Annotated in this window: 25 protein-coding genes and 1 tRNA gene; 17 read left to right on the top strand and 9 right to left on the bottom strand. The window is 62.8% G+C overall.

Annotation, left to right across the window (positions count from 1 at the left end; genetic code table 11):
* The first annotated feature begins 14 nt into the window (after positions 1 to 14).
* From JQ567_RS01335 to JQ567_RS01310, 6 genes are all read left to right on the top strand, one after another.
* Positions 15 to 1,397 carry a cytochrome P450 gene (locus tag JQ567_RS01335; RefSeq protein WP_212437127.1) on the top strand — a complete coding sequence of 461 codons (1,383 nt, stop codon included), beginning with the start codon at positions 15 to 17 and terminating at the stop codon, positions 1,395 to 1,397.
* Between the two features lie 58 nt (positions 1,398 to 1,455).
* Complete coding sequence (locus JQ567_RS01330) at positions 1,456 to 2,868, top strand: adenylate/guanylate cyclase domain-containing protein (protein WP_212437126.1); 1,413 nt, start codon at positions 1,456 to 1,458, stop codon at positions 2,866 to 2,868.
* A gap of 204 nt (positions 2,869 to 3,072) precedes the next feature.
* The gene (locus JQ567_RS01325) at positions 3,073 to 3,600 is read left to right on the top strand and encodes a TerB family tellurite resistance protein (protein ID WP_212437125.1); all 528 of its coding nucleotides are present in this window, start codon (positions 3,073 to 3,075) and stop codon (positions 3,598 to 3,600) included.
* Positions 3,601 to 3,814: 214 nt separating this feature from the next.
* Positions 3,815 to 4,594 (top strand): SDR family oxidoreductase, encoded by a 780-nt coding sequence (locus JQ567_RS01320; RefSeq protein WP_212437124.1) that lies wholly within the window; start codon positions 3,815 to 3,817, stop codon positions 4,592 to 4,594.
* Between the two features lie 131 nt (positions 4,595 to 4,725).
* A complete protein-coding gene (locus JQ567_RS01315; protein ID WP_212437123.1) occupies positions 4,726 to 5,532 on the top strand; it encodes a glutamine amidotransferase in 807 nt (268 codons plus the stop codon).
* A 130-nt stretch (positions 5,533 to 5,662) separates the two neighbouring features.
* Positions 5,663 to 6,472, top strand: coding sequence for an enoyl-CoA hydratase (locus JQ567_RS01310; protein WP_212437122.1), 810 nt, complete (start codon positions 5,663 to 5,665; stop codon positions 6,470 to 6,472).
* Between the two features lie 152 nt (positions 6,473 to 6,624).
* Here JQ567_RS01310 and JQ567_RS38540 read toward each other — a convergent pair whose 3' ends face one another.
* Both JQ567_RS38540 and JQ567_RS01300 read right to left on the bottom strand, forming a co-directional pair.
* Positions 6,625 to 7,041: an excalibur calcium-binding domain-containing protein gene (locus tag JQ567_RS38540; RefSeq protein WP_212437121.1), complete on the bottom strand. Its 417-nt coding sequence runs from the start codon at positions 7,039 to 7,041 to the stop codon at positions 6,625 to 6,627.
* Between the two features lie 219 nt (positions 7,042 to 7,260).
* Positions 7,261 to 7,336, bottom strand: a tRNA-Ala gene (locus JQ567_RS01300).
* A 182-nt stretch (positions 7,337 to 7,518) separates the two neighbouring features.
* On the opposite strand from JQ567_RS01300, the gene JQ567_RS01295 reads away from it, so the two are divergent.
* Genes JQ567_RS01295 through folD form a run of 3 tightly spaced genes read left to right on the top strand, consistent with a single transcriptional unit; the run spans position 7,519 to position 9,056 of the window.
* The gene (locus tag JQ567_RS01295; RefSeq protein WP_192739394.1) at positions 7,519 to 7,809 is read left to right on the top strand and encodes a YggT family protein; all 291 of its coding nucleotides are present in this window, start codon (positions 7,519 to 7,521) and stop codon (positions 7,807 to 7,809) included.
* Positions 7,810 to 7,828: 19 nt separating this feature from the next.
* The gene (locus JQ567_RS01290) at positions 7,829 to 8,170 is read left to right on the top strand and encodes a DUF167 domain-containing protein (RefSeq protein WP_212437120.1); all 342 of its coding nucleotides are present in this window, start codon (positions 7,829 to 7,831) and stop codon (positions 8,168 to 8,170) included.
* Between the two features lies 1 nt (position 8,171).
* Complete coding sequence (folD, locus tag JQ567_RS01285; protein WP_212437119.1) at positions 8,172 to 9,056, top strand: bifunctional methylenetetrahydrofolate dehydrogenase/methenyltetrahydrofolate cyclohydrolase FolD; 885 nt, start codon at positions 8,172 to 8,174, stop codon at positions 9,054 to 9,056.
* Positions 9,057 to 9,171: 115 nt separating this feature from the next.
* On the opposite strand, the gene JQ567_RS01280 is transcribed toward folD, so the two are convergent.
* The 3 genes from JQ567_RS01280 to JQ567_RS01270 form a co-directional block, all read right to left on the bottom strand.
* Positions 9,172 to 10,668: a M20 family peptidase gene (locus JQ567_RS01280; RefSeq protein WP_212437118.1), complete on the bottom strand. Its 1,497-nt coding sequence runs from the start codon at positions 10,666 to 10,668 to the stop codon at positions 9,172 to 9,174.
* An 86-nt stretch (positions 10,669 to 10,754) separates the two neighbouring features.
* Positions 10,755 to 11,288, bottom strand: a complete 534-nt coding sequence (gene ppa / locus JQ567_RS01275) for an inorganic diphosphatase (protein ID WP_212035740.1) — start codon at positions 11,286 to 11,288, stop codon at positions 10,755 to 10,757.
* 223 nt (positions 11,289 to 11,511) lie between these two features.
* Entirely contained in the window at positions 11,512 to 12,021 is a 510-nt protein-coding gene (locus JQ567_RS01270; RefSeq protein WP_192739389.1) for a GNAT family N-acetyltransferase, read from the bottom strand.
* Between the two features lie 313 nt (positions 12,022 to 12,334).
* On the opposite strand from JQ567_RS01270, the gene JQ567_RS01265 reads away from it, so the two are divergent.
* Genes JQ567_RS01265 through JQ567_RS01245 form a run of 5 tightly spaced genes read left to right on the top strand, consistent with a single transcriptional unit; the run spans position 12,335 to position 16,674 of the window.
* On the top strand, positions 12,335 to 13,234 hold the full coding sequence (locus tag JQ567_RS01265; protein ID WP_212437117.1) for a serine aminopeptidase domain-containing protein: 900 nt from the start codon (positions 12,335 to 12,337) through the stop codon (positions 13,232 to 13,234).
* Between the two features lie 7 nt (positions 13,235 to 13,241).
* Positions 13,242 to 13,709: a DUF2269 domain-containing protein gene (locus JQ567_RS01260; RefSeq protein ID WP_212437116.1), complete on the top strand. Its 468-nt coding sequence runs from the start codon at positions 13,242 to 13,244 to the stop codon at positions 13,707 to 13,709.
* A gap of 8 nt (positions 13,710 to 13,717) precedes the next feature.
* Complete coding sequence (locus JQ567_RS01255) at positions 13,718 to 15,049, top strand: SDR family oxidoreductase (RefSeq protein WP_212437115.1); 1,332 nt, start codon at positions 13,718 to 13,720, stop codon at positions 15,047 to 15,049.
* A 59-nt stretch (positions 15,050 to 15,108) separates the two neighbouring features.
* On the top strand, positions 15,109 to 15,516 hold the full coding sequence (locus JQ567_RS01250; protein ID WP_212437114.1) for a thiol-disulfide oxidoreductase DCC family protein: 408 nt from the start codon (positions 15,109 to 15,111) through the stop codon (positions 15,514 to 15,516).
* Between the two features lie 3 nt (positions 15,517 to 15,519).
* Complete coding sequence (locus tag JQ567_RS01245; protein ID WP_212437113.1) at positions 15,520 to 16,674, top strand: serine hydrolase; 1,155 nt, start codon at positions 15,520 to 15,522, stop codon at positions 16,672 to 16,674.
* Between the two features lie 107 nt (positions 16,675 to 16,781).
* Here the strand turns inward: JQ567_RS01245 and JQ567_RS01240 are convergent, their stop codons facing one another.
* A complete protein-coding gene (locus JQ567_RS01240) occupies positions 16,782 to 18,041 on the bottom strand; it encodes an NAD(P)/FAD-dependent oxidoreductase (RefSeq protein WP_212437112.1) in 1,260 nt (419 codons plus the stop codon).
* 227 nt (positions 18,042 to 18,268) lie between these two features.
* Between JQ567_RS01240 and JQ567_RS01235 the strand changes: the two genes are divergently transcribed.
* Positions 18,269 to 20,164, top strand: a complete 1,896-nt coding sequence (locus tag JQ567_RS01235) for a hypothetical protein (protein ID WP_212437111.1) — start codon at positions 18,269 to 18,271, stop codon at positions 20,162 to 20,164.
* 127 nt (positions 20,165 to 20,291) lie between these two features.
* Here the strand turns inward: JQ567_RS01235 and typA are convergent, their stop codons facing one another.
* On the bottom strand, positions 20,292 to 22,118 hold the full coding sequence (gene typA, locus JQ567_RS01230) for a translational GTPase TypA (protein WP_212437110.1): 1,827 nt from the start codon (positions 22,116 to 22,118) through the stop codon (positions 20,292 to 20,294).
* Here typA and JQ567_RS01225 point away from each other — a divergent pair.
* Positions 22,117 to 22,341, top strand: coding sequence for a hypothetical protein (locus tag JQ567_RS01225; protein WP_192739380.1), 225 nt, complete (start codon positions 22,117 to 22,119; stop codon positions 22,339 to 22,341). The genes typA and JQ567_RS01225 overlap by 2 nt on opposite strands.
* A 23-nt stretch (positions 22,342 to 22,364) precedes the next feature.
* Here the strand turns inward: JQ567_RS01225 and JQ567_RS01220 are convergent, their stop codons facing one another.
* Positions 22,365 to 23,120: a Crp/Fnr family transcriptional regulator gene (locus JQ567_RS01220; protein ID WP_212437109.1), complete on the bottom strand. Its 756-nt coding sequence runs from the start codon at positions 23,118 to 23,120 to the stop codon at positions 22,365 to 22,367.
* A gap of 201 nt (positions 23,121 to 23,321) precedes the next feature.
* Between JQ567_RS01220 and JQ567_RS01215 the strand changes: the two genes are divergently transcribed.
* A complete protein-coding gene (locus JQ567_RS01215; RefSeq protein ID WP_212437108.1) occupies positions 23,322 to 23,690 on the top strand; it encodes a response regulator in 369 nt (122 codons plus the stop codon).
* Between the two features lie 204 nt (positions 23,691 to 23,894).
* Here the strand turns inward: JQ567_RS01215 and JQ567_RS01210 are convergent, their stop codons facing one another.
* Complete coding sequence (locus tag JQ567_RS01210; protein ID WP_212437107.1) at positions 23,895 to 25,445, bottom strand: alkaline phosphatase; 1,551 nt, start codon at positions 25,443 to 25,445, stop codon at positions 23,895 to 23,897.
* Positions 25,446 to 25,565: the final 120 nt, after the last annotated feature.

Here is a 25,565-nt window from a genome sequence, read left to right as displayed (position 1 = left end):
CGAAAGTGGCGCCTATGAGCATTGCCGAAGCCTACGACATGCCGCTCGCGCGGCCGCTGGTGCCACCGAGCCCGCCGCGTGCGCCCGACGACATGACGATGCTGCGGCGGATCAAGGCGATCCGCGAGAACGTGATCGGCAGCTGGGGCCAGCGGGCCTATGAAGAGGACATCGTCCGCGGCCGTTTCTTCAGGCGCAGCACTTTCATTCTCAACACGCCGGACGCCATCCGGCATGTCCTGGTCGACAATTACGAGAATTATACGCGCACGCCGGCCAGCTTCCGGGTGCTGCGGCCGCTGGTCGGCGACGGATTGTTGACCGCCGAGGGACGCGCCTGGAAACATCAGCGCCGAACGCTGTCGCCGGCCTTCACGCCGCGCGCGGTGACGACGCTGGTTCCGCACATGCTGTCGGCAACCGATCAGACCATCGCCAAGCTCAGGGCCGCCAGCAATGCGCCGGTCGATTTGCGCGAAGCGATGCAGCGGATGACGCTCGAGATTGCCGGACGCACGATGTTTTCGTTCGGTATGGACCGCCACGGCGCCGCCTTGCGCAATTTCGTGACGGAGTATGGCGAGCGGCTGGCATCGCCGCATTTTCTCGACATGCTGCTGCCGCCGCGCTGGCCAAGCCCGCAGGATTTCGCGCGCGCCCGCTTCCGCAAGCGCTGGACGGCCTTTGTCGGCATGCTGATGGCCGAGCGCCGCGCCGCCGGCAAGACCGAAGGCGCCCCGCCGAGCGATCTGTTCGACCTGATGGGCGCGGCGCGCGATCCCGAAACCGGCGAGGCCTTCACCGACGAACAGCTCGGCGATGAAGTCGCGACCATGATTCTCGCCGGCCACGAGACGACTGCCACCGCGCTGTTCTGGTCGCTCTATCTTCTGGCACTCGACCCCACGACCCAGGAACAAGTTGCGGCCGAGGTGCAGGGCGCGAGCGTCAATGGCGAGCTTGAGATCGAGCGGTTGAAATTCACCCGCGCGGTGGTCGACGAGACCATGCGGCTTTACCCGCCCGCTTTCCTGATCATACGCGCGGCAGCCGGGCCCGATACGATCGGCGGCATGCCGGTGAAGAAAAACGACGTCGTGCTGATCGCGCCGTGGCTGCTGCACCGGCACGAAAAGCTCTGGCGTGATCCGAACGCGTTTGTGCCCTCGCGGTTCATGACGGGGACGCCGCCCGATCGCTTCGCCTATCTGCCCTTCGGCGTCGGCGCGCGCGTCTGCATCGGCGCGCATTTCGCGCTGGTCGAGGCGGTGCTGGCGCTGGCCAAGATGATCGGCGCGTTCCGTGTCGGCATGGTCGACAAGGCGCCGGTGATGCCGGTCGGCGTGGTGACGACCCAGCCGGACCGCTCACCGCTGTTTGCCATCGTGCCGCGGTGATGCGGCATGGCTCAACGCCTCGCTTGGAGGCCCACCCAATCTGCTCTAGGTTGCGATCATGAGTGACGTCAAAGCGCAATTTTCCATGCTCAATCAGACCGCCGATCCCGCGGTGGCCGATGCGATCCGGCTTGCGGTCGAGAACGGCCAGGATCATGAGCTCAACCGCATCAACGTGCTGGATTTTGCGAAGCGGAGCGGGCTTGACGAAGAGCGGGTGATTTCGGGCTTTCTGCACGCGTCGCGGCTTGGATTGTTCGACCTGACCTGGAACGTGTTGTGCCCCGGTTGCGGCGGCGTGCTCGGCGCCCACAGCACGCTGAAATCGCTCAGTCCGGACGACTACCATTGCGGTCTTTGCGCCTGCGGTTACGAGGCCTCGGTCGACGAGCAGGTCGAGGTGGCCTTTACCGTCAGCCCCCGGGTCAGGCGGATCGCCGCGCACGATCCCAATACGCTGCCAGTCTGGGAATACTACAAGCAGATATTCTGGAGTTCGGGCATCGATTTCGATGAGGCTGATGTCGCGACGCTGGCCGACGAAGTGACGCTGGATACGCTCGAACTGCCGGCGGGCGAGAAGGCGGTGCTGTCGCTGCAATTGCCGAAAGAATTCATCATCGTGTTCGAACCGGTGACACATTCGGCTGAGTTCATCGACGTTCAGGGCGAGCCGACCAAGGAACGCCAGCAGCTGTCGCTGGTCTACAACAAGACCCCGACGCCGACAGGCGGAACCAGGACCATGCGTCCGGGACCGCTGCGATTGTCGCTCGACAATCAGGCCGATGTGCGGACGTTGCCTACGGTCTTTATCGCGGGTGATGTGATGCATCACCTGATCGGCAAGCGGAAGCCGTTTCTCACGGCCAAGCGGATGCTGTCGAACCAGACCTTCCGCGACGTGTTCAAGGCCGACAATCTCAGCGTCGATCAACGCCTCAAGATCACGTCGCTGACCTTCCTGTTCACCGATCTGAAAGGATCCACCGCCTTGTACGAGCGGGTCGGCGATCTCGCCGCGTTCGACCTGGTGCGCGCGCATTTCCACGCGCTGCTGGAAATCATCTCGTCGGAAAAGGGCGCCGTCGTCAAAACGATTGGCGATGCCGTGATGGCGACGTTCATCAAGCCCGAACATGCGATCGTTGCGGGCTTGCGCATGCGCTCCGCGATGGACGCCCTCAATGCTGCGCGCGGCACCGAGGACCTCGTCGTCAAGATCGGCATTCACGAGGGCCCGTGTCTTGCCGTCATGCTCAACGAGCGGCAGGACTATTTCGGCCAGACCGTGAATATCGCCGCCCGTGTGCAGAGCCTGTCGACCTCGCAGGAGATGCACATCACCGGTCCGGTGATCGAGTCGCCTGCGGTTGCCGGCATCCTCGAGAGGGAAGCGATCAAGCCGATCCAGAAACAGGCGGCGCTACGCGGCATCGCCGACAAGATCGTGGTGTACGAAATACCGTGAGGTGAGTCCGTCATTCCGGGGCGATGCAACGCATCGAACCCGGAATCTCGAGATTCCGGGTCTGGTCCTTCGGACCATCCCGGAATGACGACGTCATATCCAGATTGCCTAAACGTAATGCTTCCCCGGCAGCCCCCGCGCATTGCGCGGCCTGATTTTCCACGCCATATAACCGCTATCAATCTTCGTTCCATAGAGGTGTCGATGCTCGACGGACTTCGCCAATTCATCGCCGACATTGTCTCTCCCGATGCGGATCGGGATCGGGCGTTCGATGATACCGGGTATCTTCTGGCGGCGACGGCGCTGCTGGTTCATGTCGTCTCGCTCGACGGCGAGCCGACGGCGCTGGAGAAGCGCAAGTTGCACAGCCTGATCGAAAGCCGCTTTGAGCTCGATCCCGGCACCGCGGACCGATTGATTGCCTCGGCGACGCGGGTCGAAGGCGACGCGGTCGATCTCTACCATTTCACCAGCGTCATCATGCGGTCGGTGAATGAGGAGGGGCGGCTCCGCATCGTCGAGATGATGTGGGAAATGGTCTATGCCGACGGTGACGTCACCGAGTTCGAGGATAACGTGCTCTGGCGCGCCGCAGATCTCCTGGGCGTCTCGTCGCGCGACCGGATCGATCTCAAGCACCGTGTCGCGGAGCGGCAAGGAAATTCTGAAGGCAAGTCTCAAGGCAAGCCCCTCGCGGGCGCTTCGAAGGCGGCCGACGCGACAACGTAAGGGCTGTGCCTAGCCGCAGATGACGAAACTTTAATGTGGAGCGCGGCCCGCGATCCCGGCGTGCGATAGACCTGAAAATACTGGACTTCGATTCAGCGAGCGCGTGCCTTTGCATGGCGATATGCTTGCGGGGTGGCTTGCGTCGCACCACAAGCCTATGCTCTCGTTCTGCCGCAGGGCGGCATTTCCGTAATTCATTTAAGAGTATTCGATCGTGACTGAGCGTGTGGCGCTGATTACCGGTGCATCGGCGGGCATAGGCGCCGAACTGGCGCGCGTGTTTGCTTCCAGGGGTCATCGTGTGGCGCTGGTGGCGCGGCGCGCGGACCGGCTGACGGCATTGGCGGCTGAAATCACCGCGGCAGGCGGTGCGGCGCCGATCGTGATTCCCTGCGATCTCACCCAAACGGGTGCGGGTGACAAGATTGCCGACGCACTGACGGCGGCCGGCGTCGAAGTGGAATATGTCGTCAACAATGCGGGCTTCGGCGTGTTCGGCAAGGCGATCCAGCGCGATCGCGCCGATCAGCTCGACATTATCACGGTCAACATCCGCGCGCTGACGGATCTGTCGCTGCGGTTTGCCGATCAGCTGATCCGCCATCGCGGCGGCCTGCTCAATTTGGGCTCGATCGCGGGTTTTCTGCCGGGCCCGGGCATGGCGGTCTATTACGCGTCCAAGGCCTATGTATTGTCGTTCACCGAAGCGATGCGGGCGGAACTGGCGCCGCGTGGCGTGCGCGTGACCGTGGTGTGTCCCGGCCCGGTACCGTCGGAGTTCCAGGCCCGAGCCGGCTTCGCGCCCGGATTTGATTCGGCGATCCTCAACGTCATGCCCGCCGATGTCGCCAGGCAGGCCTATGACGGGTTGATGGCCAACAAGCGCGCGGTGCTGCCCGGTCTCGGCATCAAGATCGTGCCGTTCCTGCTCCGGCTGTTTCCGCGCTCTTTCATTCTGGCGGCGGTCTGCCGTTTCCAGCTGCGCAAGCGCTAAAAGGCGGCGTGATACGCCTCACAGACGCTCTGGCCCGCGATTTGCTTACAAATTTTTGCAAGTCCGCATGAACTCACCTGAAATTAATACTCACTTAGGTATGGTTTTGGTTTGAGGCCCTGAGCACGTCGATGTCGTTCCGGTCGCGAAAAAATGGCGAAAACGTCCTGCCCTTTCCGGGGCGAAGGGCGCTGGCTGCCGCGCCAGAAACCCTGCTGCCACCTCTGCTGCCGGTCCTGATCGTCCTGCACCAGGAGACGTCAGCGCCGGGCCGGGTCGGCAACGCGCTGCGTGCGCTGGGGCATACCCTCGACATTCGCCGCCCGAGGTTTGGCGACCCTCTGCCGGAGACGCTGGATCTGCATGCCGGCGCGGTGATCTTCGGCGGCCCGATGAGCGCCAATGACGGCGACGAATATGTGCGCCGGGAGATCGACTGGATCGAGGTTCCCCTGCGCGAGCAGCGGCCGTTCCTCGGCGTCTGCCTCGGCGCCCAGATGCTCGCCAAACAATTGGGCGCGCCGGTAGCACCCCATCCGCAAGGCCGTACCCAGATCGGCTACTACCCGATTCGTCCGACGAAAGCCGGCCACGCGGTCTGCCCGAACTGGCCGGATCAGGTTTACCACTGGCACCGCGAGGGGTTCGAGCTGCCGGCCGACGCCGAATTGCTGGCGGAGGGCGACGACTTTCCGGTGCAGGCATTCCAGTCCGGCCATGCCTTCGGCTTCCAGTTTCACCCCGACGTGACCTACGCGATGATGCATCGCTGGACCACGCGCTGCGAGACAATGGATTTGCCGGGTGCGCGGGCGCCGCATTCGCACTTTGCCGATCGCGCGGTGCACGACGTCGCTGAGCGCGCGTGGCTGCAGCAATTCATCGCCGGCTGGCTCAAGCGCATGCCGATGTCGATCATGTCGGCAGCTGCGGAATAGCCGCCACGCGGAATTTCCCCGCGCCTCCACACGCCTTTCAAAATCATCAGATGTGCTAATCTGTCCGCATGGCGTGGCCGAAAAGGCGCGCGCGCGAAATTCAACAACAGAAAACAACAGGGAGATCGCGGTGACCTACCAACACATTCTGTACGAAGTGAGCGACAAGGTCGCGACCGTCACGCTCAACCGGCCGGACCGCATGAACGCGTGGACAGCGATCATGGAGCGCGACGTGCGCCATGCGATGGAAACGGCGGCTGCCGATGACAATGTGCGCGTCATCGTGCTGACAGGCGCGGGTCGCGCGTTCTGCGCCGGCGCCGATATGGAAGGGCTGAAGGGGATCGATCCCAACGAAATCAGGCGCGTCGAGAACACGCCGTTCGACATGAACCGGCGCGCCGACTGGCAGACGCGCTACGCTTATTATCCGGCGATTCCAAAGCCCGTGATCGGCATGCTCAACGGCGCCACCGCCGGCATCGGCCTCGTCCATGCGCTGTATTGCGATCTGCGCTTTGCCGCCGACAACACCGTGTTCACGACCGCGTTCTCGCGCCGCGGGCTGATCGCCGAGCATGGCATCAGCTGGATGCTGCCGCGGATCGTCGGCCATGCCAACGCGCTCGATTTGCTGATGTCCTCGCGGCGCGTCTCCAGCGAGGAAGCGCTGCGCATCGGCCTGGTCAACCGGCTCTATGCGCCGGATCAGTTGCGCGAGCAGACCTACGCCTATGCCCGCGACCTCGCCGATTTCGTCTCGCCCAGCGCGATCTCGGTGATCAAGCGCCAGCTCTACGACGTGCCGTTCCAGACGCTCGCCGAAGCCACCATCGACGCCAACCGGGAAATGCAGATCGCGCTCAAGGGCAGCGATTTCAAAGAGGGCGTGGCGAGCTTCATGGAGAAGCGGCCGCCGCGGTTTACGGGGAGGTGAGGGGTGTTGGATGAGCGAAGCGATATCCGGGACTTTCCGGCAGACCCCGCTACGTACTCTGTGTGTTGAAACAGCCCGTCGTCGCCCTTCGCCTGTGCTGGGTACCACGTGTAGCCGAAGGGTGAAGCGCATTCATAGCGGTACCGCACTATTTAATGCCGTAATGGTGGTCTGTACGGTTCGCATGCGATCCCGTCGCCGTCCCGATCATTGTGAGTCCAGTATCCGGGTTGTCGCATGTACGCAGGAGCCAGACCTACCAACCTCGTTGCACCACAGTTTGGAAATGCTGCAAGGTGTTTGACCGTTGGGATAAGTGGCCACGGACTGGTCAGAAAATACCAAGTCAATGCGAAGCTTGCGGTAGCGACAATCGCCGCAATCGTAACAGTGCGATAAAGCTTTCGAAGCTTGATAGGCCGGTCCCAGCGTCGCGAGACCCTTTGAAAACCTCGCCTTAGCTTTCGCAACCTTGTTTCGGCGGCTACGAGATCATTGTGGATTGGCCAAATTTCCGACCGAGGTGGCTTCTGCCGCCGCAATCCCGTGAACAGCGACGATAGCCGCATGGTCACCTCCTAGTGCATGGTTGGTTCTATGATGCTTAGAACGCCATGATTAATGGCCTAGGGGGCGCACGCATGTCGCTACGCTCATGCGGGTTACCTACTTCGGGGAAATTGAGGCTTGCCCAGGCCCGCCGTCGCCCTTCGGGCTATGCCGGGCACCACGCTTCGCCCATCAGGCTCCGTCGTGGCTGCGCCACGCGTAGCCCGAAGGGCGAAGCGTGGTGGAGCCAGGCGGGATCGAACCGCCGACCTCGTCATTGCGAACGACGCGCTCTCCCAGCTGAGCTATGGCCCCGTCGCGGCCGCCCAAACTGAGAACAGGCGACCGACAATCGGCGCCATTTACAGTCCGGCCCAAGGTCAAGTCAAGAACGGTTAAAGCGCCGATTCCGGGGTCTTTTTGATGGGAACTTCCCTTGTTTGCGGGGGGATGAACCGATATCTAGCAGGTTACCCCACCTGCGAGCCCCCTCCATCATGCGCGCTGTCCTCGACATCATCTCCATCGTCCTCGACCTCTATATCTGGCTCTTGATCGCCTCCGCCATCCTGTCCTGGCTGATCGCCTTCAATGTCGTGAACACGCGCAACCAGTTCGTCGCGGCCGTGGCCGAATTCCTGTACCGGATCACCGAGCCGGTGCTGGCGCCGATACGCCGGATGCTGCCCAGTCTGGGCGGCCTCGATATCTCGCCGATCATCCTGATCCTGATCATCATGTTCATCCAGCGCGTGATCGCCTACTACATCTATCCCAACGTCATCTGATCGAGGGCGCCGCGAATTGATGGATGCTTCGAGGGTTCCTTGGCGTTATTCCACCGAGGGCATCAGTGTGGCGCTGCGGGTCACACCGCGCGGCGGCCGCGACGACATCGACGGGATTGAAACGCTCGCCAACGGGCGTTCCGTGGTCAAGGTACGGGTTCGCGCCATCGCCGAGGGCGGCGAGGCCAACCGCGCGGTCACGGAACTGATGGCAAAGGCGCTCGGCGTGCCCAAGGCCAGGGTCAGGATCCTGTCCGGCACGACATCGCGCCTCAAGCAGGTCGCCGTCGACGGCGATCCCAAATCGCTCGGCGATTCCTTGCGCAGGCTGACCGCAGTCAAACCGGATACGAAGGATTGAGATGACCGCCCGCATCATCGATGGAAAGATCATTGCAGCAGAGCTCCGCGGCCGCGTTGCCGGCGAGGTCGCACGGATCAAGGCCGCGCATCAGATAATTCCGGGGCTCGCGGTGGTGCTGGTCGGCAGCGACCCGGCGAGCCAGGTCTATGTCCGCAGCAAGCACAAGCAGACCCAGGAAGCCGGCATGGCATCGTTCGAGCACGTGCTGCCCGAAGACGTCGCGCAGGCGGACTTGCTGGCGTTGATCGCGCAACTCAATTGCGATCCCGCTGTGCACGGCATTCTCGTGCAATTGCCGCTGCCGAAATCGCTGCATACCGAGACCGTCATCAATGCGATCGATCCCGCCAAGGATGTCGACGGGCTGCATCCGAACAATGCCGGGCGCCTCGCCGGCGGCTTTGCCGCGCTGTCGCCGTGCACGCCGCTCGGCTGCATTATTCTCACCAAGAGCGTGCATGCCTCGCTCGAGGGCATGAACGCCATCGTGATCGGCCGCTCCAACCTGGTTGGCCGTCCCCTGGTGCAGTTGCTGCTCAATGAAAACGCGACGGTGACGATCGCGCATTCGCGCTCGCGCGATCTGGCGCAATCATGCGCCCGCGCCGATCTGGTCTATGCGGCCGTCGGCAAGCCGGAAATGGTGCGCGGCGACTGGATCAAGCCGGGCGCTACCGTGATCGACGTCGGCATCAACCGCCTGCCGGCCGCCGACGGCAAGACGCGCCTGGTCGGCGACGTCGCCTATGCCGAAGCGCTCAACGTCGCCGGTGCGATCACGCCGGTGCCGGGCGGCGTCGGGCAAATGACGGTGGCGTGTCTCTTGGTGAACACGCTGCGCGCAGCGTGTGCGATTCATGGGCTGCCGAAGCCGGCGGTGTGAGGGACGCGCAATTTTTGCTCCGTCATTGCGAGGAGCAAGGCGACGAAGCAATCCACCTATCCGTTATGCTGCGCTATGGATTGCTTCGCTTCGCTCGCAATGACGAAAGAGCGCGTCACCCCGCCGCGTTCTCGATCAGCCGCCGATAAAACCGGATCATGTCGGCATAGCCTTCCAGGCTGAGGCGCTCGTTGGTGCCGTGGAAGCGCTTCAGATCGTCGGAATTGGCGCGCACCGGCGAGAAGCGGAAAATCTTGTCGGTGATCCCGGCAAAGTGGCGCGAATCGGTCGCGCCCACCATCAGTCCGGGCGCCACGATGACATCCGGAAAAACCTCGCGGATGGTACGGTTGAACATCTGGAACGACGGGCTCGCGGTGCCCGTCACGGGTGGCGGATCGGTGTTGTCGGGGAACGGTTTGATCGAAATGCGATCGTTGCGGATCGTGCTGCGCACGTGGTCGGTGACGCTGGCCTGGGTGTCGCCCGGGATCATGCGGAAGTTGACGGTGGCTTCGGCGTTGCCGGGCAGCACGTTGTCCTTGTCGCCGGCATTGAAAATCGTCAGCGCCGTGGTGGTGCGGATTGTCGCCTCGCTCGGGCCGTTCTTCTCGAACTCGCGGAGCAACAGCGGCTTGAACAGCCACAGGTTCGACAGCACGACGCGGTTGAAGCCGTTCATCTCCGGCGCCAGCGTGTCGAACATTTCGGCGACCGTGCCGCGGATATACATCGGCAGGCGATGGTCTTCGAGCCGCGCCAGCGCCGCGCTCAGCATGCCGATCGCGGTGTCGCGCGGCGGCATCGAGGAATGACCGGGCGTTGCCTGCGCGTTCAGGACCAGCGTGGCGTAGCCCTTTTCGGCAACGCCGATCAGCGCCGCTGATTTGTCGAGGCCCTTGATCATGCCTTCGGTGATCAGGAGGCCCTCGTCGACGACGAAATCGAGGCGGACGCCGCGCGAGGCCAGCAACGCCGCGATGCCCTTGGCGCCCGCGGTGCCGGCAGTTTCCTCATCATGGCCAAAGGCAAAGTAGATCGGTCGCTTCGGCCGGAAGCCGCCCTTGGTCATCGTCTCGGCGGCCTCCAGCATCGAATAGAGGTTGCCCTTGTCATCCCAGGAGCCGCGGCCCCAGATGAAACCATCGGCAATGACGCCATCGAAAGGCGGCTGCTGCCAGTCCTTCTCGGTGCCGGGCGCGACCGGCACCACGTCCTGATGCGCGAGCAGCGCGATCGGCGGAAGCTTTGGGTCCAAGTTCTTGGGGTCTGAGCCTTCCCACGTGTAGAGCAGGCTGTACTGGCCGACGATCTCGCGCTTCGCCGCGGCGTGGAATGCCGGAAAGCTCTTCTCGATATGCGCCTGCATGCCGCGCAAGGCCTCGGCGTGCTGGTCGGGCTTTTCGTGGCTCGAAATGGTGCGGAAGCGGATCGCCTCGCTGAGGCGCGCCGCAACGGCTTGCGCGTCAACCGCCACGCGCGGGATCGCCGCCACCTGAATTTGCCGCGAACCATGGCTGATGACGTTGAACGCCAGCACGCCGGCGAGGATGACAATAACAGCGATCAGGAGCAGCGCGAGATTGCGGATAATTCTGACCAGCCGGCGCATCGGGATTCCCTCACCTCATGGTGAGGAGGCGCCCCTGCGCAGTCTCGAACCATGAGGCAGGAGTATAGCCGACGCCTCTCCGCTGCCTACTTCTTCCCCTGCGCCCGTTCGATGCCTTCGATGATCAACCTTTGGGCGTCGTTGGCATCGCCCCAGCGCAGCACCTTGACCCATTTGCCGGGTTCGAGATCCTTGTAGTGCTCGAAGAAGTGCTGGATCTGCTGCAGCGTGATGTCGGGAAGGTCGTCGTAGTTCTTCACCTTGTCATAGCGCTGCGTCAGTTTCGACGTCGGCACCGCGATGATCTTCTCGTCGCCGCCGGCCTCGTCTTCCATCAAGAGCACGCCGACCGGCCGCACGCTCATGACGGCGCCCGGCACGATCGCGCGGGTGTTGGCGACCAGCACGTCGCAGGGATCGCCGTCGCCCGACAGCGTATGCGGGATGAAGCCGTAATTGCCGGGATAGCGCATCGCCGTATAGAGGAAGCGGTCGACGACCAGCGTGCCGGCCTCCTTGTCCATTTCATATTTGATCGGCTCGCCTCCGACCGGCACTTCGATGATGACGTTGACGTCATGCGGCGGATTCTTACCGATTGAAATGGCGTCAATGCGCATGGAGGGCTCCGTGGTTGCTTGGCGCAGTCGTGTTTCGACTGGCTGAATGGTCATGCCTGGCAAATGCGCCAAGCGCGTGTTTCGCGCTGGATCCCCGGCGTATCCATCGCATGCAGGCGGCTATTAGAAATGATGGGAGGCTAGGTCAAGCCATACTGAAGGCGCGAGTCGCGCTTTCGTCTGATATGACGATCAGGTCGAAAATGGGCGTTTCAGGCTTGGTTCAGTTGGTCCAGGCGAAGGCGACCTTGTCGAGCGATTTGGGCCCGAACTTCTCCGACGAGCGGGCGACCATGCGGCCGCCGAGCGCGCGATAGAACTCCGTCGCGGGATCGTTATCGGACAGCGCCCAGATCACCATGCTCTTGAGGCCGCTCTGCAAGAGATCGCGGCGGGCGGAGGTGAAGAGGCGGCGGCCGAAGCCGAGACCCTGGAATTCCGGACGCAGATAGAGCTCGTAGATCTCGCCTTCGAAATGCAGGCTGCGGGCGCGGTTGCGGCCGTAATTGGCATAGCCCGCGACCTTGTCGCCGAACACCAGCACGCTGACGCGGCTGCCCTTGCGGATCGCGCTGTCCCACCATTGCGGGCCGCGACGGTTGATCAGCTTTTCAAGTTCGGCGCCGGGAATGATGCCCTGATAGGCCGAGCGCCAGGCTTCGTCATGGGTGGACGCCACCGCGGCTGCATCCGCAGCTTTGGCCGGTCGAACCTCGATCAGGGTTGTGCTCATGACCCCAATCAAAGCAAGTCAGCGCGTTGTCTTCAAGGTCCATCGTTAATTATCGGTTAACCTGTGGATTTTCTGCATCAGTTTACCGCCCGGCTGTACCGAAAGAGGACAGGAAGCTGAGTTTACCGGCACTTGGCTGATACGGAGCAGGGCAAAACCAGCCTGAAAGCGATGGCCGAGGACGCTTCCAGAAATCCGGATCACGGAAAAATGCGCTGAATCTGATTCGCCGGTATTCTGTTGGCGAATACGGATTTCCTTCCCAAAGACTACCTTCCCAACTGCCTTCCCCAAGCCTGCGTCAGGCCAATTCATGAATCCGGCTAAAGTGTTAATCGCTGCGGTTGTCCTCGCCGCGCTCGGCATCGAGACCGGCGCTGCGCAACAAAACCTTGGCGCGCAAGGCACCGAGGGCGAGCCCAATCGCCGGCAGCAATGGCTGGTGCCGTCGCCCGATCTGGGCCCCCCGTCGCATGCGCTGTTGTTTCGTCCGCCGGGCGCCGGCCCGTTTCCGCTCGCGCTGATTGCGCATGCCACCACCCAAAACGTATTGCGTCGCGCGCAAATGCCGCAGCCGGAATACCGTGCGCTGGCGGCTTGGCTGGTGGCGCGCGGCTTTGCCGTTCTGGTGCCGGAGCGTCCAGGCCATGGCGCCACGGGCGGCAAATACCTTGAAGATCAGGGCGGCTGCGACGAGGCTGATTACGCCAGGTCAGGCCGCGCCACGGCTGATGTGATCGCAGCGGCAATGGGCTTTGTGCGCAAGCAACCGTTCATCCGGTCAGACGGAATGATCGTGATCGGGCACTCGGCCGGCGGCTGGGGCGCGCTGGCGCTGGCCAGTGAAGATCCGAAGGACGTTGCCGCGATCATCGCCTTTGCGCCCGGCCGCGGCGGCCGTGCCAATGATTTTCCGGGTCAGGTCTGCGCGCCGCACACGCTGATTGCCGCCGCAGGCGAATTCGGCAAAACCGCGCGTGTGCCCGTCACATGGCTGGTGGCCGCCAATGACAGCTATTTTTCGCCTGTTCTGTCGCGGCAACTGGCGGACGCGTTCCGCAACGCCGGCGGCAAGGTCGATTTCCGCGTGCTCGGGGCCTATGGCAGTGAAGGGCACTGGCTGCCGGAAACCGAAGGTGGTGTAACAAGCGCTGCCAATGAACTCGATCGCGCCTTGAAGCTGCGCGCGCCGAACCCGGCCAAAAAACGATGACGCTACGATGACGCTGTATTTCGCGATCAAATATCTGCACGTGCTAGGCGCCATCGTCATTCTCGGCACCGGCAGCGGCATCGCGTTTTTCATGCTGATGGCGCATCGCAGCGGTGATGCTTCCTTCATCGCCCGCACCGGGTCGACGGTGGTGATTGCCGACATGCTGTTCACGCTGACGGCGGTGCTGCTGCAGCCCGTCACCGGCGGCCTTTTGATGATGCTGTCATCGACGGGATTTGGCGAACTCTGGATTTCGGCCTCGCTCGGGCTGTATGCGGTGGCGGGGCTGTTCTGGGTGCCCGTGATCTTCATGCAGATCGAGATGCGCGATCTGGCGCGCGTCGCCGCGGCTGCGAATGCGGCCCTGCCGCCGCGCTATTTCGCGCTATTCCGGCGCTGGTTTCTGTTCGGTATTCCAGGCTTTGGTTCGGTCATGGCGATCCTGTGGCTGATGATCGCGAAGCCGGTTTAGGTGGGCATATGACTGCGGAAATTTCATCGCGCAAAATTCTCGTCCTCGGCGCCTCCGGCCTGATCGGCAGGTACATCACCGATGATCTGCGATTGCAGGGCTTTCAGGCGGTCGGGGTCGCGCGGCATTTCGAACCGTCACAAAAGACTGGCGCTTCCGACCTTGAGCTTCCGATCATGTCGATGGATGCAGCCTCGCTGGCACGGCTGATCCGCGAGCGCGAGATCGATGTCGTGGTCAATTGCCTCGGCGTGCTGCAGGACGGGCCGGGCAGCGACACCCGCGCGGTGCATCGCGATTTCGTCGAACGGCTACTGGCGGCGATCCGCGACAGCGGCCGCGCGGTGCGGTTCATTCATATTTCCATCCCCGGGACGGCCGATGACGACCGCACCGCCTTCAGCACGACCAAGCGTGAGGCCGAACGGCTGATTGCCGCGTCTGGCATTCCCTATGCGATCCTGCGGCCGGGCTTTGTCGTGGCGCCTTCGGCCTATGGCGGCAGCGCGATGCTGCGGGCGCTGGCGGCATTTCCGCTGCAATTACCCGGCGATGAATCGGCGACGCCGTTCCAGCCGGTGGCGGTCGAGGATGTTTCTGCAACCATCGCCTGGCTTGCCACGCGCGACATCGGCGATCCCGCGGCAAACGCCGTGACCTGGGACCTGATGCAGCCGCAGCCGATCACGCTTGGCAATGTCATCGATCAATTCCGCTGGTCGCTCGGCACTTCCCACATGCCGCGGATCACGCTTCCTGGGTTCCTGCTCAATCTCGGTGCCAAGTCCGGCGATCTCGCCAACAGGCTGGGCTGGATGCCGCCGATGCGCTCCACGGCGATTGCCGAACTGCGCCGCGGCGTCACCGGCGATCCCGCGAGCTGGATGGCAGCGACCGGCATCGTGCCGAAGACATTGGCGCAGGCGGTGGGCGGGCATGCCGCCACCATCCAGGACAAATGGTTCGCGCGGTTGTTCCTGGTCAAGGCGCTCGTGATCGCCAGCCTTGCGGTGTTCTGGATCGTGTCGGGCTTCATTTCGCTGGTGATCTCGTTTGCCGTCGCCGCCGATATTTTGCGGGCGCACGGTTTCCCGCAATGGCTGGTCGCGCCGATGACGGCGATTACCAGCCTGATGGATATGAGCATCGGGGTGTTGATCGCCTTCCGCCGCACCGCCGCGGTCGGACTGATCGCCGGCATCGTCGTCGCGATGGGCTACATGGTGGGCGCTGCGATCCTGACGCCGGATCTCTGGATCGAGCCGCTCGGTGCGCTGGTCAAGACGGGGCCGGCGATCGTGCTGATGTTCGTAGCGCTGCTGACGCTGGATAGCAGGTAGCGTTTTCAAGCGAAGTGGGAACCGGTTCGCGTGAAGAAAACGCGTCAAAAGAGCATACGATGAACAGATGGCCGGACGATGACGTGATCCTCTACGACGGCGTTTGCATCTTCTGCTCGCGCTGGGTCCGCTTCGTCGCCACCCGAGACGTTGAACGCCGCTTTCGCTTCACGCAAATCCAGTCCGGCTACGGCACGCGGCTGGCGCAGGCCTTCGGCATCAATCCCGATGATCCCGACACCAACGCCGTCATCCATGGCGGCGTCGCATATTTCAAATCCGACGCGGCGCTGACGGTGCTCCGCACGTTGCCCGGCTGGGGCTGGACGCGCGCGCTGTTTTGGGTACCGAAGCCGTTGCGCGACGGCGTCTACAGCGTCGTCGCGCGTAACCGCTACCGGATTTTCGGCAAATATGAGCAATGTTTTGTGCCCGATGCGGATATGCGCGCGCGGGTGATGGAGTAGATCATGACTGGCGCCATTGCCATACCAAGACATCACGTCCCGGCAGGTGAGGATTTTCTGCTGTTGTCGCCGACCGAGCAGGCCTACGCCTATCGCAATGTCGATCGCATGTTCGTGACGCGGGCGATCCGCCGCGGCACGACGGTTCTTCCACTGCAGCGCGGCGAAGAGATCTCACCGCATTATCAGGCCGATGGGAAAACGCACGGCGTCGATGCGTATTTCGGCCGTGCCAATGTTGCCGGGTTGCTTGTCATCAAGGGCGAAAAAATCGTTCTGGAACGCTACGCGCTCGGGCTGGAGGAGAACGTGCGCTGGTCCTCGATGTCGATGATCAAGTCCCTGACATCGACGCTGATCGGCGCCGCCTTGCAGCAGGGCGCTATCGGCAGTCTCGATGATGCTGTCTCGAAATATATCCCGGCATTGCGCGGCTGCGCCTATGACGCCGTCAGCATTCGCCACCTGATCACGATGTCCTCGGGCGTGCGCTGGAATGAGGATTACACCGACCGGAATTCCGACGTGAACCGCTACAGCAAATCGCTCGGCGACAAGGTCCCCGGCGGCGTGCTGGCGCTGATGCGCAGCCTGAAGGCCGAACACCGGCCCGGCAGTCACTTCAACTACAACAGCGGCGATACCTATTTGCTCGGCAGCCTGCTGTCGGCCGCGACAGGGAAAACGCTGGCCGATTACATGTCGGAGACAATCTGGTCGCCCCTCGGCATGGAGTTCGATGCGTTCTATACGCTGGAGTCCGACGGCGGCCAGGAAATCGGCGGCAGCCGCGCCGGAATAGCGCTACGCGATTTTGGCCGCTTCGGCGTGTTCCTCCTGCGTGGCGGCGTGATCGACGGCACGGCCGTGCTGCCATCCGACTGGATCGAAAGCGCCGCCCATCCCGCCTTCGTCCTCGACCCCGAAACCAATCGCTATGGCGCGCGCGGATACGGCTACAGCTGGTGGATCGATCCCGACGGTTCGATGGTCGCCCTCGGCTTTGCTGGCCAGGCGCTCTACGTCAACCGGAAAGCGGGGGTCGTGATCGTCACGCTGTCGTGCCAGCCGCAGCCGCCTTATGCGGCGAGCTACAGTGTTGATCTCAAGGCCGAGCAGCATCTGTTCAAGGATGCGGTGCTGGTGGCGTGCGGGTGATGTCGTGCGTAGGGTGAGCAAAGCGAAGCGTGCCCACCAAGGTACGGTTTGAACGAAATGGTGGGCACGGCGCGAAGTGCGCCTTTGCCCACCCTACGAATCGCGCTTTATCGCTTGATGCTCGTAGCTAAGACTTCCTGCGCCGCCCGCTCCCCCGAATCCCTTGCCCCATGCGCGGTCGAGAAAAACCCCGGCGAGGTTGCCTCTCCTGCAAAGAACAAGCGTCCATCCACAGGCGCTGCCAGCACCGCGCGGTCGCCGGCGTGGCCGGGCAGCGCGTGGGAATACGAGCCGCGGGCGAAAGGGTCGTGGGCCCAACGCGATTCCGCGAGCGGCTTCAGCTTGTGGCGGAAGTCGTTGCCGAGAAAGCCTGCAATCTCGTTGATGCTTTCGGCGGCCAGTGCGCCGGGGCCGGCGTCTTCCAGCGATCGCGCAAAGCGGCCGCCGAAAAAGCCTTCGATGCAGGGCTGGCCGAACGGGCGCAGATGATAGGTACCCATCGCGGTGCGCATGGTGGCGCCGCGCAGGCTGCCGTCCTTCGGCAGCGCGTCGCCGTCGCTAAGTGCCAGCATCACCTTGTCGGCGAGACCAAGCGGCAGGCCGCGCGCGGCGTCGAGCTTTGCCGGCAATGGCGGATGAAAGCGGAGGGCTTCATCCGCGATCAGGTTGGTCGGAACGGTGACGATTACTCTGCCGGCGATCAGCGTGCCCTGCGATGTCTCGATGCGAATCCGTTTTGCCGAATGGTCGATCAGCGTCACCGCGCAGTTGAGCGCGAGCGGCATCGAGGCACCGTAGGCCGCGACCAGCGCGCCATAGCCGCGGCGGACGCGCCAGTTGATCTCGGTATCCTGATAGGCCTCCATGTCCAGGATCGAGACCTGATCCAGTTCGCAGCCGTTGACGTAGGTCGAGATGGCGTCGATCATCGGGTTCCAGCGATTGCCGGGCTCGAGACAGAGGTCGGCGGCGCTGTCGCGGCCGCTCTGCCCGGCCAGTTGTGCGGCTTCCTCCGCGCGGTCATAGAAGGCGTCGAGCGCTTCCAGGAACTCCGCCCGCTCCTCAACCGGAAACGCCTTGTTGTGCGCTTGCTCGCGCCAGGGCGGCCGGGTCTTGTCGATTTCAAACTTCAGTTGTTCGCCAATCGGGACGAATGAATTTTCATTCGCCGAATGCAGCCAGCCGCATCCGAGGTCGAAGGTGATTTCGGGCGAGGCCGCTATCGTATGAGCGCGGCCGCCTGTGCGGTCGCGCGCTTCCAGCACGACATAGGAGAGACCGGATTGTTTCAGCGCATGCGCGGCGCCGAGGCCAGCAGCGCCGGCGCCGATGATGGCAACATCGACTTCGGAGGGGAGGGTCGTCATGTCCGAGCCTCTAGCACGTTCGCCAGGGGGCCTGAAGCCGGTCCGCAGACGGCTCCCGGTCCACGGCGGGCAGGGGAGGGATGCGGTTTTCGCATCGATCGGCCGGTCCCGGCCATTGCCGGCTGGCGGTGCGACATCTTTGCGAAAAAGAGCGGCTTGTTTCTCCCCTTGTAGTTGTATTGAATAGATCATTCTCCCTAACGTCATTTCAGGTCCGGATTTCAGCCATGGCCGAATTCGATCCCGCCACCGCGCGGAAGAGAACCGCGATCCTTGTCGTTCACGGCATCGGCAGCCAGCGCGCGCTGGAAACGGTGCGCGGCGTGATACGGGGCGTCTGGCTGGACGAGAAAAACCCGGCCGACAAAGGCAAGCGGATCTGGACGCATCCGGAAAGGGACGGCTCCGACATCGACCTGGCGGTGATGACGACGAACACGGTGCCAGATTCGCCGGATGGCCGCCTTGTCGATTTCCACGAATTGTACTGGGCTCACCTGATGAGTGAGACCAAGGCCGTTGCGGTGCTGCTCTGGCTGTACGAGCTGGTCCGGAAGGGGCCGATCATGAAGCTCGGCATGAACGGGCTTTGGTGGGCCGCGGCTATTTTCCTGTGCCTGATGAATCTCTCCTTCGCGGTGCTGGTGTTGCAGGGCATTCTGCTGTTTTCGGGAAACGTTGCGCAAATCATGCTGGTCGCGCCGTTCCTGCTGCTGTTCGCCAGCCTGATAGTGGGTCTCGTTGTCGCGGTGAAATGGAAGGCCTTCCGCCTCATCAAGTTGCTCGCACTTTTTTGCGTCATCGGAATTATCGTCATTGCGGCTTACTTCATCGTCGAGAAGTTTGCGCCGGGCGATCGCAACGTTCCTGACGGGGCTGAACTCTTTACGCTGGTCGCACTGCCAACGCTGATTGCGTTGCTGGCGAGCTTTATGCTCATGCGCCGTCAGGGCTTGCGCGCTTTTTGCCGCGCGCTTGTGATTTCAGTGGTCGTGTTTGGCATCTTTGTCTGCACCGATCGATACTGGCACCCGGACACCTCCTTTGCCGTAACCATGGTCAAGGCCTGGGTATGGGGACTGAACTCGCCGTGGAGCGTCGCGGCGGCGTCGGCCGTGATCGGGCTCTATTTGATCGTCAATGCCGCATTCCTGCAGCCGTATCTCGGCGATGCCGCGCGCTACTTCCGCAATTCGCCGGCCAATGTGGCGGTGCGGCGGGCGATCCGGAAGGAGGCCGTGGATCGGCTCGCAAACCTCCACGCATCCGGCCAGTACGATCGCATCGTCGTCGTCGCGCACAGTCTGGGTACCGTCGTCGCCTACGACATGCTGCGCGCCTATTTCAGCCGGGTCTGCAACGAGCTGCCGCCTGTCGAAGAACTGGGCACGGATTTTGACGCCATCGATAGCGCCACATGGCAGCCGGAAGACGCCAAGGCAACGATCGAGGACAAGAAGGCGTTGCGGATCAAGGCGCGCGCCACGATCGCCAGCATCGCCGCTGCCGCGGCGAAACCCACGCCCCAGCAGCAAAAGCCCAATCCCTTGCAACCCAAGAGCTGGCTGGTTACCGACTTCGTTACGCTGGGAAGCGCGCTGACCCACGCCTACTTTCTGATGTGCCTGGGCAAGACCGCGGCGGATCTGAAAGCCGAGGGAAGGCTGAACACCGAGCAGGATCTGAAGGATGATTTCGCACGGCGCGTCGGGGAAAGAGAGTTTCCGACCTGCCCGCCGAAACGGCTCGATCGAGACGGCTTGCTGGCCTTCACCAATCCGAAGACGCACAGGAAGCAAATTCACAACGGCGCGTTGTTCGGATTGACCCGGTGGAGCAACATCTATTTTCCCCGGCGTCAGCTGTTCTGGGGAGACGCCATCGGCGGCGCGCTATCGCCGATCTTCGGCTATCACATCGTCGATCTCGCGGTCTCGACCAGAAAGGCGGGGGGTGACGACTTCTTCACCCACACTGCCTATTGGGACGTGCGTCGTGCGCCCGACACCTGTCAGGCGCCGCATATCGTCACGCTGCGCAAGGCCATCGATCTGGCCGATATCGGCGTCGCCATCGACCTGGTCGACGAGGGCGACGATCCGAGCGCGCACGACGGGAATTGACGCTAGAGCGTTTTCCAGCGAAGTGGACACCGGTTCGCGTGAAGAAAACGCGTCAAAACAAGAATCTGGAGCCCCGTTCCGATTCCATCGGAACGGAAAAGGCTCCAGTCGCTGACGCGAGCGGTGCTTAAGCCACCGCCTCCTTGGCCTTTTCCGCGCGCTTGCGGTCGTTGGCGTCGAGGAACTTCTTGCGCAGGCGGATCGACTTCGGGGTCACTTCCACCAGCTCATCGTCCTCGATATAGGCCAGCGCCTTTTCCAGCGTCATGCGGATCGGCGGGGTCAAGCGCACCGCTTCATCCTTTGAGGTGGTGCGGATGTTGGTGAGCTGCTTGCCCTTGAGCACGTTGATCTCGAGGTCATTGTCGCGGGTGTGCTCGCCGACGATCATGCCCTTGTAGACCTTCCAGCCCGGCTCGATCATCATCGGGCCGCGGTCTTCCAGCTTGAACATCGCGTAAGCCACCGCTTCTCCCTGGTCGTTGGAGATCAAGACGCCGTTGCGGCGGCCCTGGATGTCGCCCTTGTAGTTGGCATAGCCATGGAACAGGCGGTTCATGATCGCGGTGCCGCGGGTGTCGGTGAGCAGTTCGCCCTGGTAGCCGATCAGGCCACGGGTCGGCGCGTAGAACACCAGCCGCAGGCGGTTGCCGCCGGAGGGACGCATCTCGATCATCTCGGACTTGCGCTCGCTCATCTTCTGCACGACGACGCCGGAATGCTCCTCGTCGACGTCGATCACGACTTCCTCGATCGGCTCCTGCCAGTCACCGGTGGCCTCGTCCTTCTTCAGCACGACGCGGGGACGCGACACCGAGAGTTCAAAACCTTCGCGGCGCATGGTCTCGATCAGGATCGCGAGCTGCAATTCGCCGCGGCCGGAAACCTCCATCGCATCCTTGTCGGTGGCTTCCACCACGCGCAGCGCGACATTGCCTTCGGCTTCGCGCAGCAGGCGGTCGCGGATCATGCGGCTGGTCACCTTGTCGCCTTCAGTGCCGGCGAGCGGTGAGTTGTTGACGATGAACGACATCGACACGGTCGGCGGATCGATCGGCTGCGCCACCAGCGGGGTTTCAACGGACGGATCGCAGAAAGTATCGGCGACGGTGCCCTTGGTGAGGCCGGCGATGGCGACGATGTCGCCCGCTTCGGCTTCCTCGAGCGGCGTCCGCTCGATGCCGCGGAAGGCGAGGATTTTCGTGATACGTCCGCTTTCGATCTGCTTGCCGTCGGCGCCGAGCACCTTCACGGCCTGGTTCGGCTTGATCGAGCCCGAGGTGATACGGCCGGTGATGATGCGGCCGAGATAGGGGTTGGCTTCGAGGATGGTGCCGATCATCCGGAACGGGCCCTCTTCGACCGTCGGCGGCGCGACATGGCGCAGGATCAGGTCGAACAGCGGCTGCATGCCGGCTTCGTGCGAGGCTTCCGGGCTGTCGCCCATCCAGCCCTGCTTGGCCGATCCATAAAGAATCGGGAAATCGAGCTGCTCTTCGGAGGCGTCGAGTGCGGCGAACAGGTCGAACACTTCGTTGATGACTTCGGTCGGCCGAGCGTCGGGACGGTCGACCTTGTTGATGACGACGATCGGCTTCAGGCCGACTTTCAGCGCCTTGGAGACCACGAACTTGGTCTGCGGCAGCGGGCCCTCGGCGGCGTCGACCAGCACCAGCGCGCCGTCCACCATGTTCAGGATGCGCTCGACCTCGCCGCCGAAATCGGCGTGGCCTGGGGTGTCGACGATGTTGATGCGGGTGTCTTTCCACTGCACCGAGGCCGCTTTGGCCAGAATGGTGATGCCGCGCTCGCGCTCCAGGTCGTTTGAATCCATCGCGCGTTCGACCACGCGCTGGTTGTCACGGTAGGTACCGGATTGCTGCAGCAGCTTGTCGACCAGCGTGGTTTTGCCGTGGTCGACGTGGGCGATGATGGCGACGTTACGAAGGTTCATGGCTCTTCTTCTGGTCGTGCAATGGCTGGAGCGCGATCTCGCCGGAAAACCGGGACCCACTTTTCCGGATCGTGCTCAAAACCTGAAATGCGAAAGGGGCAACGGCCTCGACCTTGGCCCCAAAAAGGAAGCCCGGCCTAAAGGACCGGGCACACCTTACGCGTTGCGGCGCAATATAGTCAGAAAACGCCAAAAAACAATGATTTGTTTGGCATTTGGTTAGCCGATTTTCGCCCCATTGCCCGCTTAATTGCCCTTTTCGGGGTCCGGATAGACCCCCCGCAAAACCTCCTCGAAATGGCCCTTCACCGCCTCATTGCAGAGGCAGGACCGGATTCGCAACGCATCGGCGTTGCGGACCAGGATCGAGCCGCGACGGGTCTCCACAATGCCCTCGGCCTTGAAGGTCTGGATCACCCGGCTGGTGTAGCTGCGGCCGACCCCGAGCAGGGTCGCCAATTGCTCATGGGTCAGCGGCACGATTTCGTCGCCGTCGGTGCGTTCCATCGCTGCCATGATCCATTTTGCCGTGCGCTGTTCGATCGAATGGATCGCGTTGCAGGCCGTGGACTGGAATATTTGCGCCAGCATGCAGTCGGCATAACGGGCGAAGATGTTGCTGAGTGTCGCTGATTGCTTCTTGGCGGCGTCCAGCTTCGAGACCGGGAGCCGCACGAACGGCCCGGCGAACTTGACCATGATGCGCGTATAGGCCGGCAAAAAACCCTGGCTGACGATGCCGCCGACCGCGCCTTCGCGGCCGATCAGAATGGTCTCGACATCGCGGCCATCCTCATTGGGGACCAGGTAAGAGACGAGGCTCGGCCCGCAGGGGAAATGCACGATCTCGACGTTGTCGCCGGGGCTGTAGAACACCTCGCCGGCATTGGCATCGACCTCGGCAAGGTTCGACGCGACCAGGGCGAAATCGGCGGCGTTCAGACGACGCAGCAAATTGTTGAACGGCCGTACGCCGGCCTGCTCCCCGCGTCGCGTCTGCATCCAAGGTTCCTCTGTTCCCCAAGCGCACAATAACGAAGCTGTGCGTGTTTTTATGTGCACTAGTGAACAGACAGCATAACTACGGTGTGGTGGTTTCAGTTCCGGAACCGATAGCCGCGCTTCAAGGGCGTCGGGCCCCCCTTCCGGGGCTTCGGCCCGGGCAACCGGACAAAAACAGTGAACCTGGGACTGACGCGCACAATGCAACCCGTCGCCGACGGCATGCCCAATGACGTCCTGATCGTCGAGGACGACCCGATCATCGCGCTCGATTTCGAGGACACGATTCTCGGCTTTGGGGTGAAAACGGTTCGTACGGCCCAAAGCGTGGCCAAAGCGCTCGCCATGATCGCCGAACGGCCGCCCGATTTTGCGCTGCTCGACGTCAGCCTCGTCCGTGAAAAGAGCTTTGCGATTGCCGAACGGCTGGACGCGCTGAAAATTCCCTATGCCTTCGTCACCGGTTATGGCGCCGAAGTCAGGCTTCCGGCAGCTTTCGCAAACACGCCGCGGCTGGCGAAGCCCTATTCGACCGAGGCGTTGCTCGCGCTGCTGAACGTCAGGCGCTGAGACGCCAACCAGCGCGTCTGATCTATCGGCGGCGGATGCGTCCGCTTCCGGGCCGCCTGAATGGTTCACCCCGGAGCCGGTTCTGACTGGATCAGAACCGGCTCCGGCTTTTTGTTTTGACGCGTTTTCTACCGCAGAAAAGTCTACGCAATCTGCGCAAAGCTTGATTGCTATGCGAACCGATTCCCATTTCGCTCGAAAACGCTACGTACGCTTCGGATCGAGCGTCGTCGACCACAGCGCGACGTCGGCGCGATCGCGCAAGGTCACGATCATCTGTCCGGTGGCGCCGTCGATCTTGACGTGGCCGAAGAACTGCATGCCGGCCGACGGCGGCAGGTTCTGCTTGTCCGGCCCCGGCGCCTTGATGAACTTCACCTCGGGACCAAACGTGTTGTCGAGTTCGTTCGGCCCGAACGTGCCGGCATGCAGCGGGCCGGCGACGAATTCCCAGAACGGATCGAAATCCTGGAATTGGGCTTTGTCGGGGTTGTAGTAATGCGCGGCGGCGTAGTGCACGTCAGCCGTCAGCCACACCGTGTTGACGACGCCTGATGTCTTGATGAAGCGCAGGATATCGGCAATCTCGAGTTCACGGCCGCGCGGCGGGCCGTCCCCTTGCGCGAACGCCTCGGAGCCTTTTTTGTTGGTGGCATCGTCATAGACGATGATGCTGAGCGGCATGTCGGAGGCGATCACCTTCCAGGTCGCGCGCGAGTTCAACAGTCCGCGCTTCAGCCAGGCGAGTTGGTCCGGTCCGAGGAAATGGCTTTCGGGGCCGTAGCGGTCTTGCAGGTTGGGACCATTGGGGCCGCGATAGCTGCGCTCGTCCAGCATGAAGACGTCGAGATGCGGGCCGTAATGGAGCGTGCGATAGAGCCGGCCCGGCTCCACAATGCTTTCCCGCATCGGATACATTTCGTGGAACGCGCGGCCGGCGCGGGCGGCGAGCAGGCTGATGTCGCGTTCCTTGTAAGAGGCCGGCAACTGCTTCGACAGCGACCAGTTGTTGGTGACCTCGTGGTCGTCCCATTGCACGAAGATCGGCACCTCGGCATTGAAGGCGCGCACATGCTCGTCCATGAAATTGTATTTATGGGCGGCACGGAACTCGTCGAGCGTCTCGGCCACCTTGGCCTTTTCTTCGATGGTGACGTTCTTCCACACCTTGCCGTCGGGAAGCTTCACCTCGGACCTGATCGGGCCGTCGGCATAGACGGTGTCGCCGGAATGCAGCAGGAAATCCGGGCGGTGCTTGCGCATGGTGGCGAAGGTGAACATGCCGCCGTCGTCGGGGTTGATGCCCCAGCCCTGTCCCGCGACATCGCCGCCCCAGACGAAGCTGACATCGCGGCGATCGGCCGGCGCGGTGCGGAAGCGGCCGACAACGGCCTCGCTCGCGATGTCGATATGCGACAGATCGCGAAACCGCACGCGGTAGAAGATCTCCTGTCCCGCGGGCAGGTTTTCCAGCAGCATCTTGGCGGTGAAATCGCTCTCGGGCAGCGCTGCAATCGGCGGCAGCGCCCGCGCATTGGCAAACGACTCCGTGGTCGCAACCTCGACCATCATTTGCGAAGGACGGTCGGCGCGCGCCCAGACCACGCCGCCATCGGCGCCGACGTCGCCGGATTGCACGCCATGGCTGACGACCGGCCGGTCGCCGGCGCGGCTGAGATAGGGCATCGCGACGACGCCCAAGCCCGTTGTCGCGGTGGAGGAGAGAAACCTTCGGCGGGAAATTCTAACGGTCATACGAACCTCTTTGCGGGTCTGAGATTACGCGTATCGAGGAATTCGTCATTCCGGGATGGTGCGCCAGCACCAGACCCGGATTCTCGAGATTCCCCGATGTGCAATTGCACATCTGAGGTT

This window comes from Bradyrhizobium sp. AUGA SZCCT0431 (assembly GCF_018131065.1).
In the GTDB taxonomy this organism is placed as follows: Bacteria; Pseudomonadota; Alphaproteobacteria; order Rhizobiales; family Xanthobacteraceae; genus Bradyrhizobium.
The sequence above is the reverse complement of the archived record's forward strand: the minus strand, read 5'-3'. Positions and strand labels throughout refer to the sequence as shown.

Excerpts from the sequence above, each read along its gene's own strand:
- JQ567_RS01325 (WP_212437125.1), top strand. The coding sequence starts at position 3,073 with ATGCTCGACGGACTTCGCCAATTCATCGCCGACATTGTCTCTCCCGAT.
- JQ567_RS01255 (WP_212437115.1), top strand. The coding sequence starts at position 13,718 with ATGACTGCGGAAATTTCATCGCGCAAAATTCTCGTCCTCGGCGCCTCC.
- JQ567_RS01335 (WP_212437127.1), top strand. The coding sequence starts at position 15 with ATGAGCATTGCCGAAGCCTACGACATGCCGCTCGCGCGGCCGCTGGTG.
- JQ567_RS01240 (WP_212437112.1), bottom strand. The coding sequence starts at position 18,041 with ATGACGACCCTCCCCTCCGAAGTCGATGTTGCCATCATCGGCGCCGGC.
- JQ567_RS01265 (WP_212437117.1), top strand. The coding sequence starts at position 12,335 with ATGAATCCGGCTAAAGTGTTAATCGCTGCGGTTGTCCTCGCCGCGCTC.
- JQ567_RS38540 (WP_212437121.1), bottom strand. The coding sequence starts at position 7,041 with ATGCGGCTATCGTCGCTGTTCACGGGATTGCGGCGGCAGAAGCCACCT.
- ppa (WP_212035740.1), bottom strand. The coding sequence starts at position 11,288 with ATGCGCATTGACGCCATTTCAATCGGTAAGAATCCGCCGCATGACGTC.
- JQ567_RS01315 (WP_212437123.1), top strand. The coding sequence starts at position 4,726 with ATGTCGTTCCGGTCGCGAAAAAATGGCGAAAACGTCCTGCCCTTTCCG.
- JQ567_RS01290 (WP_212437120.1), top strand. The coding sequence starts at position 7,829 with ATGGATGCTTCGAGGGTTCCTTGGCGTTATTCCACCGAGGGCATCAGT.
- JQ567_RS01260 (WP_212437116.1), top strand. The coding sequence starts at position 13,242 with ATGACGCTGTATTTCGCGATCAAATATCTGCACGTGCTAGGCGCCATC.
- JQ567_RS01295 (WP_192739394.1), top strand. The coding sequence starts at position 7,519 with ATGCGCGCTGTCCTCGACATCATCTCCATCGTCCTCGACCTCTATATC.
- JQ567_RS01330 (WP_212437126.1), top strand. The coding sequence starts at position 1,456 with ATGAGTGACGTCAAAGCGCAATTTTCCATGCTCAATCAGACCGCCGAT.
- JQ567_RS01215 (WP_212437108.1), top strand. The coding sequence starts at position 23,322 with ATGCAACCCGTCGCCGACGGCATGCCCAATGACGTCCTGATCGTCGAG.
- JQ567_RS01220 (WP_212437109.1), bottom strand. The coding sequence starts at position 23,120 with ATGCAGACGCGACGCGGGGAGCAGGCCGGCGTACGGCCGTTCAACAAT.
- typA (WP_212437110.1), bottom strand. The coding sequence starts at position 22,118 with ATGAACCTTCGTAACGTCGCCATCATCGCCCACGTCGACCACGGCAAA.
- JQ567_RS01245 (WP_212437113.1), top strand. The coding sequence starts at position 15,520 with ATGACTGGCGCCATTGCCATACCAAGACATCACGTCCCGGCAGGTGAG.
- JQ567_RS01280 (WP_212437118.1), bottom strand. The coding sequence starts at position 10,668 with ATGCGCCGGCTGGTCAGAATTATCCGCAATCTCGCGCTGCTCCTGATC.
- JQ567_RS01250 (WP_212437114.1), top strand. The coding sequence starts at position 15,109 with ATGAACAGATGGCCGGACGATGACGTGATCCTCTACGACGGCGTTTGC.
- folD (WP_212437119.1), top strand. The coding sequence starts at position 8,172 with ATGACCGCCCGCATCATCGATGGAAAGATCATTGCAGCAGAGCTCCGC.
- JQ567_RS01225 (WP_192739380.1), top strand. The coding sequence starts at position 22,117 with ATGGCTCTTCTTCTGGTCGTGCAATGGCTGGAGCGCGATCTCGCCGGA.
- JQ567_RS01235 (WP_212437111.1), top strand. The coding sequence starts at position 18,269 with ATGGCCGAATTCGATCCCGCCACCGCGCGGAAGAGAACCGCGATCCTT.
- JQ567_RS01210 (WP_212437107.1), bottom strand. The coding sequence starts at position 25,445 with ATGACCGTTAGAATTTCCCGCCGAAGGTTTCTCTCCTCCACCGCGACA.
- JQ567_RS01270 (WP_192739389.1), bottom strand. The coding sequence starts at position 12,021 with ATGAGCACAACCCTGATCGAGGTTCGACCGGCCAAAGCTGCGGATGCA.